Source organism: Streptomyces sp. NPDC059567 (genome assembly GCF_042735655.1).
Classification (GTDB): Bacteria; Actinomycetota; Actinomycetes; order Streptomycetales; family Streptomycetaceae; genus Streptomyces.
Genome location: NZ_JBHWBS010000008.1, coordinates 48,910 through 58,218, shown reverse-complemented (window position 1 = coordinate 58,218; position 9,309 = coordinate 48,910). Strand labels below are relative to the sequence as shown.

General features: G+C 72.9%; 7 protein-coding genes. 4 read left to right on the top strand and 3 right to left on the bottom strand.

Annotated features, from left to right (window positions below):
• Window positions 1-394: 394 nt before the first annotated feature.
• Window positions 395-1,090 carry a sigma-70 family RNA polymerase sigma factor gene (locus ACFVZW_RS06515; RefSeq protein ID WP_384517594.1) on the bottom strand — a complete coding sequence of 232 codons (696 nt, stop codon included), beginning with the start codon at window positions 1,088-1,090 and terminating at the stop codon, window positions 395-397.
• A 137-nt stretch (window positions 1,091-1,227) separates the two neighbouring features.
• Window positions 1,228-1,989, bottom strand: coding sequence for a hypothetical protein (locus tag ACFVZW_RS06510; RefSeq protein WP_384517591.1), 762 nt, complete (start codon window positions 1,987-1,989; stop codon window positions 1,228-1,230).
• 209 nt (window positions 1,990-2,198) lie between these two features.
• Between ACFVZW_RS06510 and ACFVZW_RS06505 the strand changes: the two genes are divergently transcribed.
• Both ACFVZW_RS06505 and ACFVZW_RS06500 read left to right on the top strand, forming a co-directional pair.
• Window positions 2,199-3,413: an MFS transporter gene (locus ACFVZW_RS06505; protein ID WP_384517588.1), complete on the top strand. Its 1,215-nt coding sequence runs from the start codon at window positions 2,199-2,201 to the stop codon at window positions 3,411-3,413.
• Window positions 3,410-4,519 (top strand): sugar ABC transporter permease, encoded by a 1,110-nt coding sequence (locus ACFVZW_RS06500; RefSeq protein WP_384517585.1) that lies wholly within the window; start codon window positions 3,410-3,412, stop codon window positions 4,517-4,519. The genes ACFVZW_RS06505 and ACFVZW_RS06500 overlap by 4 nt, the downstream gene beginning before the upstream one ends.
• On the opposite strand, the gene ACFVZW_RS06495 is transcribed toward ACFVZW_RS06500, so the two are convergent.
• The gene (locus tag ACFVZW_RS06495; RefSeq protein ID WP_384517582.1) at window positions 4,506-5,687 is read right to left on the bottom strand and encodes an acyl-CoA dehydrogenase family protein; all 1,182 of its coding nucleotides are present in this window, start codon (window positions 5,685-5,687) and stop codon (window positions 4,506-4,508) included. The genes ACFVZW_RS06500 and ACFVZW_RS06495 overlap by 14 nt on opposite strands.
• 145 nt (window positions 5,688-5,832) lie before the next feature.
• On the opposite strand from ACFVZW_RS06495, the gene ACFVZW_RS06490 reads away from it, so the two are divergent.
• A complete protein-coding gene (locus ACFVZW_RS06490) occupies window positions 5,833-7,617 on the top strand; it encodes a CoA transferase (RefSeq protein ID WP_384517579.1) in 1,785 nt (594 codons plus the stop codon).
• A complete protein-coding gene (locus ACFVZW_RS06485) occupies window positions 7,614-9,272 on the top strand; it encodes a class I adenylate-forming enzyme family protein (RefSeq protein WP_384517577.1) in 1,659 nt (552 codons plus the stop codon). Before ACFVZW_RS06490 ends, ACFVZW_RS06485 begins: the two co-directional genes overlap by 4 nt.
• Window positions 9,273-9,309 lie beyond the last annotated feature (37 nt).

Here is a 9,309-nt window from a genome sequence, read left to right as displayed (position 1 = left end):
GGGGGGGGGGCGGCCGGGGGGGCCCGCTTGGTGGGTGTTGGTGTGGGGGCGTGGGGCTGCTGCCGGCGTGTGCTGGGGGGGCGCCGCGCCCCCCCACGACAGATCCGAGCGCGTACGACCCCATGAAGACCAAAGCGAGCAGCAGGAGGAAGCCCGCCAACGCAACGGGCGGCGAGATCCTTCGGACCGCCCTTCCCGTACGAGACGAGGATTCTTGGGGCCTGTCCATCGGCCGTCTCTCCATGACATGTCGTACGGACCAGGTGGCGGCGGGCCGCCCCTCAGGAGGAGTCGTACGGTCGGGCGGTTCGGTTCCGCCGTACTTGAGCGGGCCGGGGCAGGGACCGCGGTTGTTCGCGATCCCTGCCCCGCCGCGCGGATGTGACGCGTGAGGTCAGGCGAGGGCGGGCGCCCGTGTGAACCGCTTGTGTGCCGGCAGGCTGCCGTGCGAGGCGGGTGCCGGCTGCGCCACCGGGTCCTCATCTCCGCGCAGCAGGGCGGTCAGTGAGGCCCGGGCCCGGGCGACGCGTGAGCGGACGGTGCCGATGGGACAGCCGATGGCCGCGGCGGCCTCGGCGTAGGGCAGGCCCAGGAGTTGGGTGAGGACGAAGGCCTCCTTCCGCTCGGCCGGGATGGCGGCCAGGAGTTCGGCCAGTGCGATGCCGTCCTCGAAACCGGGAAGCCCACGTGGCTGGGTGTGTTCGGCCTGCGTCTGCCAGTCGTCGCGGTCGGACAGGCGGGGCCGGGCGGCCGCATGCCGCAGGCTGTCGACCACGGTCCTGCGGGCTATGGACAGCAGCCAGGTACGGGCCGAGGAACGCCCCTGGAACCGGGGCAGCGCGGCGAGCGCGCGGAGGAAGACCTCCTGGGTGAGGTCGTCGGCCGCCTGGCGGTCGGCGCTGAGGTAGGCCACGTACCGCCAGACGTCGCGGTGCAGGGCGCGCACGAAGAGATCGGCCTTGACCGGGTCGCCGTCCCGGGCCGCCAGGGCGAGCAGGGTCGTCGCCGCGTCGGTGTCGGCGTCGGGCGCATGCGCGGAGCGGGACGCTTTCGTCGGTCCCTGGTGGAGGGCGTGGGGGGCAGGAGTCATCGCCACAAGTCCTTACGAGGCAGGGGGAGTCCGGTGCCGCTCGTACGGCGGCGCCGGTGAGCTGGTACGGCCTGCCGGAACGGCATGGCCGATGCCCGAGCGACGGATCTGTGCCGTCGAGCTCGGGGAGCCGGCTGTCAGAGGACAGCGAGTGCCTGCGGGGGACCCCGGGAGATGACGGAATGGGCAAGGAGGAGCCGCCGGGGAGCGCGCTCGTCACCGGCGCGAAAGGTCCGGAGGAGAGGTCGGTCCAGTCCCACGGGAACGACGGCGGCGATCAGGAGGCGCAGCGGCCGGAACAGCCCGAGCGGCAGGGCCCGCAGCAGACGGAACGCGGCCTGCTCGCCGTAGGCCATCCACAGGCCGCTCAGGAGCGCGGCGAGCAGGTGCGCCGACAGCATTCCGAAGGACGAGGACATGCCCGTCATGTCGTGCGCGGCGGGCGCCTCGGCGATTGCCGTGCCGGCCTGCGAGACGATCTCCAGACCCGTGGCCGAGTGGCCCATGATCGAGTGGTCAATGACCGAGTGACCCGTGACCGGGTGACTCACGGCTGAGTGACCCATGGCCGAGTGGTCCATTGCCGAGTGGTCCATGTGCGCGTGATCCATCGCCGCATGCGGCGCGTTCGCTGGAGGGCCGCTGTCCGGCTGGGACCAGGAGAATGCCCGGTGCAGCACGCTTTGAACGGCGATGGTGGCCACGGTGACGGCGAAGAGACCGCGCTCGCGGCCCGCGAGGATCCAGGCTAAGGACACGGTCCCCACGAAAGCGAGGGACAACGTCCAACCGGGCACGGCCCGCCCCGACATCAGGATGTGGCCGGTGGCCGCGAGCAGCACACAGACGGCCGCGAACGTCGCGGCCCGCGCTCCTCGCGAACATCGGCCTGGTGTCATGGCGCGCCCATCCTTGCACCCCTCTCCGGAGGCATGAGGGCGGGGACGGCTGTCCTGAGGGCCCGCCCCCTCGACTGGTCGGGACATGACTACGTGACTGTGGCGCGTCCCACAAGACTGCCTGGGGAACTTCCGGAACTTCCGGCCCGGTTGAGACGACTTCTCGAGGACGACGGACGGCCCGGGCGTCGCGCGGGGAGGGGCATCACGTGAGGACCGCAGGTACGGGCGCATCGGCCGAGGCCCATGCCGGCCGCGGCGCGGTGCGAGGGCTGACCGCGCTGCTGACGACGGCCATGGCTTTCTCGATGATGCAGCTCTTCCTGATCGGAGCACTTGGTCCGCGCCTCGTCGACGGGCTCGGCGTGTCGGCGACGCTCCTTGGCTTGACCACCACGGTGGGGTTCGGCACGGCATCCGCCCTCTCACCTGTCGGTGGCCGGATCGTGGACCGGACCGGACCCCGGCGCGCCCTCGTGGCGCTGCTCGTGGTGTCGGCGGTGGCGCTCGCCCTGATCGGCGCGGCCCCTGGGCCCGGCTTGCTCCTTGCGGCCGTCGCGCTCGGAGGCCTGCCGCAGGCGCTCGCCAACCCGGCGACGAACAAGGCGATCCTGGCCGCGGTCCCGGCACGGAAGCGGGGTGCGGTGACCGGTGCGAAGCAGTCCGGGGTCCAGCTGGGCGCTTTCGCGGCCGGCCTGCCGCTCGCCGCGGCAGCGGGGTTCCTCGGATGGCGCGGCGCGGTGTGGGTGGCCGCCGGAGCGGCGCTGCTCGCGGCCCTGTGGGCCTGGCGAGCGTTGCCGGCCGACGCGCCCCCGAAGGGCGCCGCCGTCCGGATACCGTCCGGTCCCGACAGCCCCGTGCCCTGGCTGGCGGCCTTCTCGCTCTTCCTGGGCGCGGGCATCGCCTCCGTCAACACCTACCTGGCCCTGTTCGGCACCCAACGCCTCGACATGGGGCCGACGTTGGCTGGCTCGCTGGTCGCGGTCCTCGGCATCGCCGGGATCGCCGGCCGCGTCGGCTGGTCCCGGGCAGCCACGCCCGGGCGGGCGCAGTGGTTGCCTGGCCTGCTCGCGAGCGGGGCCGTCGGATCGGCCGTACTCCTGGCCGCGGCCGAACACGTCGCGCCCCTCGCATGGGTGGCGGCCGTCGCGGTGGGGGTGTTCGCCGTGTCCGGCAACGCGGTCTCGATGGTGCTGGTGATGCAGAGCTCCGCGCCCGGCAGGGCCGGGCAGGACTCCGCTCTGGTCGCCGCCGGGTTCTTCGCCGGTTTCGCCGTGGGACCGCCGCTGTTCGGACTGCTCGCGGAGCGCGGCCGGTACGGCGAAGGCTGGATCCTGGTCGCCGTGGAGTTCGCCGTCGCGGGTGGCGTCGCCTTCGCGTGGGCTCTGCGGGACCGCCGTACGAGAACGGGTGCTTCGGCGTGACCACACTGCGATGGGCCGAGGACGCCCTCGGCCTTCTGCTCCAGCGCGTTGGTCGGACCACCGAGCAGGTGGGCGCCCGTTTTCCCCTGTACGCGGATCCGGCGGACGGCCGGTGGAAGACCACGGGGCGAGGATCGTGGACCGGTGGCTTCTGGGCGGGGCTCCTCTGGCTCCGGGCCCGGCACACCGGCAGCGACGCGGACCGCACGACGGCCGAAGCCGTCACCGCTCGCCTCGCCCCCTGGGCCGATGCGGACACCGCGACGCGTGGCCTGATCGTTTGGTACGGCACGGCCCTCGCCACCGGGAACGAGACGGCGGACGACCTGCGCGAGCATGCGGCGAACTCCGCACTCGACGCGGGGGACCCGCATCTCGGTCTGGTTCCCTGGGGTGCGGCACTCGGCGGGTCACGGCTGCGGGCGCGTGCCGACGGCGTTCCGGGCCTCGTGCCCCTGCTGGCGTCCGCGGGGCCCGAGGGACAGGAGGCGGCTGCCGCGCACCTGCACCGTCACCTGGACTTGTGCCTGCACCACGAAGACACCTCGCGGCCCCGTCCGGCATGGCACTGGGCCCAGGGGAGGGGCTGGGTGGCCGAACCGGACCCGGCGCCTGGCTGGGCGCGGGGCGAGGCGTGGCTCCTCCTGGCCGTCGCGGACGCCTTCCTGCACGTGCCCATCACATCCCCGCGTACGGACCGGGGCTTAGTGAACACGACCGGGCTGGCCGAATCCGCCGAACGGCTCCTCGACTGCGGTGAGTTCCTCACGGGGCCGCTCGTCCCGCCCGCCGGAATCCGCCACCCCGGCGGTCCCCTGGACAGCTCCGCCGCCGCCATCGCGGCGGTCGCCCTGCTCAAGCTCGCATGCGTGCCCGGGGCGGCATGGGCCTCCGCGTGCGCGGCCCGCGCGGAGGCCGTCCTGCACCGGCTCACGCACGCCCACCTCACCCGGCCGGGCGGTTCCCGGCCGCCAGGCATGCTCCTCGACGGCTGCTACGACGAGCACAGCGGCACCGCTGTGCGGCACGAACTCGTGTGGGGTGACTTCTTCCTGGCCCTCGGCCTCTCCGCGCTCCTGGGACGTGTCGACCTCAGGCGGGTTTGACCGCGGAGCCCTGACGGCTCCGCAGCACGCGCCGGGCGACCGAAGAGACGTGCTGCTCGTCGGGCCCGTCGAGGATCCGCGCGGTCCGGCCCGTGCGGAAGAGCGCGGGAAGCGGGGTGTCCGGGCCGAGACCGGCAGCGCCGAAGACCTGGACAGCACGGTCCGCCACATCCTGGAGCGTTCGTGCCGCCACCGTCTTCGCCAGGCCCACCTCCACATGAGCGTCGCCCCCGTCCGAGACCAGGGCCATCGCCTCGTACACGAGCGGCCGTGTCGTCCGCAGTGCCAGAAGTGCCTCGAATATGTGCTGCTGGACGAGCTGGCGGTCCGCGAGCGGGCCGCGCGCACCCTGACGCGCGGTGGCGCGCTCGCACATGAGGTCGAAGGCCAGCTGGGCTTGCCCGAGCCAGCGCAACGCCCGCAAGGTCCGTCCCAGTTGGAGGCGTTCGCCCGCGACAGCGAGAGCCCGTCCGGCTTCACCGACGAGATGGTCCTCGGCAACGGCGACATGGTCGAAGTCGATCTCGTACTGCCCGGTCGCGCCCAGAACGGGCAACTCGCGTACGACCCGGAAGCCGGGCGAGGCGGTGGGTACGAGGAACAGGGACAAGCCGTCGCGGTCCCCGGCCGATCCGCTCGTGCGGGCGAGCACGGTCACCAGATCCGCGTCTCCGGCATGCGATACGAACCATTTCCGGCCCTTGATGCTCCAGCCGCCGTTGGGCCTCCGCTCCGCCCGCGTCGCGGTCAGCGCGGGCTCGGTGCCGGGCGTGTCCGGCTCCGTCATCGCGTAACAGGTACGGAGGTCACCGGAGACCAGGCGCCGCAGATACGCCGAGCGCACGCGCTCCGATCCGTGCCGGGACAGCATGGTCACGTCGAGCAGAGACGCCGACCCCAGAGCGGCCGGCCCGTGGTCGCTCGCGCCCTCGGCCTCGGCGAGCGACGCGTACGCGCTCCACGCCATGCCCCCGCCACCGAGTCCGGACGGCAGCGGAAGCGCCCACAGCCCGGCCTCGCGCGCCTCCACGCGCAGCCGCGCACGAACGCCCCTGGCGACAGGTCCACCGGCGTCGAGCTCCGGCTCGCAGGGGAACACGCGGTCGCGGACGAACGCGGACACCCGCTTCCGCAGCAGGTCGGCATCCGTTACATCATGATCCGTCACAGTTTTCCTCCATCTCGGGAACTCGACAGAACACCCGTCCGACTGCCTGCCCGAGGAAGTGGTCGGGCCTACCCGCTCCCCAGTTCCCGTCACCGTGACAGTCACCGCGCGTCGGCCTCCACCGCCGCGCCAGGAGAGGAGAGGCATGGCGTCACCAGCGACCGTGCACACCGCGGTCCGCCGCCCGCTCGACACAGCCCGACCGCTCGACGCACTGCGTTTCGACATCGGCGGCCCTGCGGCTCTGACCCGTGTCGTCTCCGACCACCTGCGGCGGCTCGGGGCGAAGGCTCACGACGGGGGCGCGGGGGAGATCGCCCTCGACGGCGGCGGCTTCACGCCTGTCACGGCCGACACCGCCTGGGGCGTGAGCGGCTCCGGGATCGAGGACGAGGCCACCGCCCAGGCCGCCACCGGTGTGATGGCCGTGCACGGCCGCCGCCACGGAGCCCCCCGCGGCCTGGGCGTCGACTACCTGGCCACAGCCACCGGCGTGCTGACGGTCCAGGCACTGCTCGCCGGGCTCATCGGCCAGGCCCGAGGCGGCCCGGCGGCACACACGACCACAACGGCCGACCGTACCGGTCTGCTCACCGTCTCCCAGTACCTCGCCGCCGCCGGGGCCGACGAGCCGGAAGCCGTCGAACCCGCCCCCGGCGGGCCGCCGTTCACCTCCGCCGACGGCGTCCTCTTCGAGCTGGAGACGTTGGACCCCGGAGACTGGGCGGCGTTCTGGCGCGCTCTGGACGCCCCCGTCGAAGCGATACGAGCGGGCTGGCGCCCCTTCCAGTTCCGGTACGCCACCGCCTGCGCGCCCTTCCCCGCCGACCTGCACGAGGTGACCCAGTGCCACACGTGGGAGCGGATCCGACACGCTGCCGGGCTGTCGGGGGCCGAGGTGTGCCGACTGCGTACGCTCGCGGAGCGTGCCGGAGAGGACGACGGCGCAGACCCCTGGACCCTGCAAGCGCTGGGCTCGGGCCACAAGGCAACAGCCCCTGCCCCTGAGCCCGACCGTCCGCTGGCCGGGCTGACCGTCCTGGAAGCGGGCCGCCGCATCCAAGCACCGCTCGCGGCGCACCTGTTGGGCCTCCTTGGGGCCCGGGTGATCCGCATAGAGCCGCCGGGCGGCGACCCGCTCCGAGGAATGCCGCCCGCCTGCGACGGCATCTCCGCCCGATGGCTCGCACTCAACCGCGGCAAAGAAGCCGTGGAGATCGACATCAAGTCGTCCGGCGACCGAAGCCGCCTGCGTGAACTAGCCTCGGACGCCGACGTCTTCCTGCACAACTGGGCCCCGGGCAAGGCCGCCGAGCTTCAGCTGGACGCCGAACACCTGGCCGTCGTGAACCCTGCCCTCGTATACGCCTACACCGGCGGCTGGGCCGACCGGCTCGACCACGCCCCCATGGGCACCGACTTCATGGTGCAGGCCCGCACCGGCGTGGGGGAGGCCGTCCACCCAGCCGGCGAACCGCCCGCACCGTCCCTCATGACACTCCTCGACATCCTGGGCGGCCTGCACGGCACCGAAGCGGTCCTCGCCGGCCTCCTCCTGCGCGAACGCACAGGCCACGGCGTACGCGTCGACTCGTCCCTGCTCGGCGCGGCCGACACCCTCCTCGCCCCCGACCTGCACCAGGCCGCCACCGGAACCGACCCTCGCCGCCCCGCCGGGTTCCGGCACCCGCTGCGTACCACCGACGGCTGGATCGCCCCGAGCGACGCCTGCGCGACGGCCGCCTCCGCATACGACGTCACAGGGATGTGCACCGAGGACGCCCTGGACCAGCTGCGCACCCACGGCCTGACGGCCACCGCCGTCACCACCGACCTGTCCACCCTCCACCACGACCCGCGCCTGTCCGGCTCGATCAGCCGGGACGCGCACGGTGCCCCCGCCGTTCCCGACCCCTGGAGCCTCGCGTGACCGTCACCCTGACCGACCTGCTGCCCGCCGAGCTCCGCCGCTCCTGGGTGGTGGACGGGACCTGCCCCGACCTCGACCTCTACAGCCTGTTCCGGGCCCGGCAGATCGCCGACCTGCACCACACCGCCGTCCTCGACGCCAAGGGCAAGCTCTGTTACACAGCTCTCGACCGCAAGGTCCGATGTCTGGCCCAGGGGCTGCGTGACCTCGGCATCGGCGCGGGGGACGTCGTCGCCGTCCAACTCCCCAACGACCGCGACGCTGTCGTCACGGACCTGGCCCTCGCCGCCCTCGGGGCGGTGGCTCTTCCCTTCCCGGTCGGCCGCGGCGCCGTCGAAGCCGAATGCCTGCTGCGCCGGTCCGAGGCCGCGGCGGTGATCGCGGCAACGGACCACCGAGGCCGGACACACGCCTCCGACCTCCTCGCGCTCGCACCGGCCTTGCCCACCCTGCGGTACGTGATCGCCGCAGGCCGCGGCACCGCACCCGAAGGAACGATTCCTCTCGCTCAGCTGCTCCGCACCGACCCCACTGGATTCGTCCCGGCCCGCCCCGACCCCGACAGCGCCGCGCGCATCCTCGTCTCCTCCGGGTCGGAGGCGGAGCCCAAGATGGTCGCCTACTCCCACAACGCCCTGGCCGGCGGACGCGGGAATTTCTTCGCCTCCCTCATGCCCGACGGCACCCCGCCCCGCTGCCTCTTCCTCGTCCCCCTGGCCTCGGCCTTCGGATCGAACGGCACGGCCGTCACGCTCGCCCGCCACGGCGGCACCCTCGTCATGCTCGACCACTTCACCCCCGAGGCCGCGCTCGCCGCCATACGAGAACACGAGCCCACCCACATCCTCGGCGTCCCCACCATGATCCGCATGATGCTGGAGGCCCTGGAGAAGACGGACGACCCCCTGCCTGCCCCCACCGCGCTCGTCCTGGGGGGCGCTCCCCTCGACGAGGCCACCGCCAAGGCGGCGGCCGACGCGTTCGGTTGCCCCGTCGTGAACTTGTACGGATCGGCCGACGGCGTCAACTGCCACACCGGACTCCAGCACACCGTGCCACCCACCGACCGCGCGGGCGTCGTCGCGGGCAAGCCCGACCCCAAGGTCGCCGAAATCCGCATCGCCGACCCCGACACCCATGAACCGCTACCCGACGGGTCGATCGGCGAGATCGTCTCGCGCGGCCCGATGACACCCCTCTGCTACGTGGCCTCCCCGGACCTCGACAGCCGCTACCGCACGCCCGAGGGCTGGGTCCGGACCGGCGACCTCGGCTTCCTCGACGACGAAGGCGTCCTGCACGTCGTCGGCCGCCTCAAGGACGTCGTGATACGCGGTGGCGTCAACATCAGCACTGCCGAGGTCGAGCGCGGACTCGTCTCCCACCCACGGGTCCGTGACGCGGTCTGCGTAGGCATGCCGGACCCGCTGATGGGGGAGCGACTGGCCGCCTGCCTGGTGACGAGAGGCACGGAGATCTTGACCCTGACCGAACTCGGCACGCACCTGGCCGAGTGCGGCCTCGACCTGCACAAGCACCCCGAACGGCTCCTCGTCCTGCCCGAGCTGCCCCTCACGGCCGCTGGCAAACCCGACCGCGCAGCTCTCCGGCGCCGGATCGTCGAGCAGCAGGGGGCCACCCTCGTCCAGGCATGACGGCACGACGGCATGACGATATGAGAGAGGGGGAGAG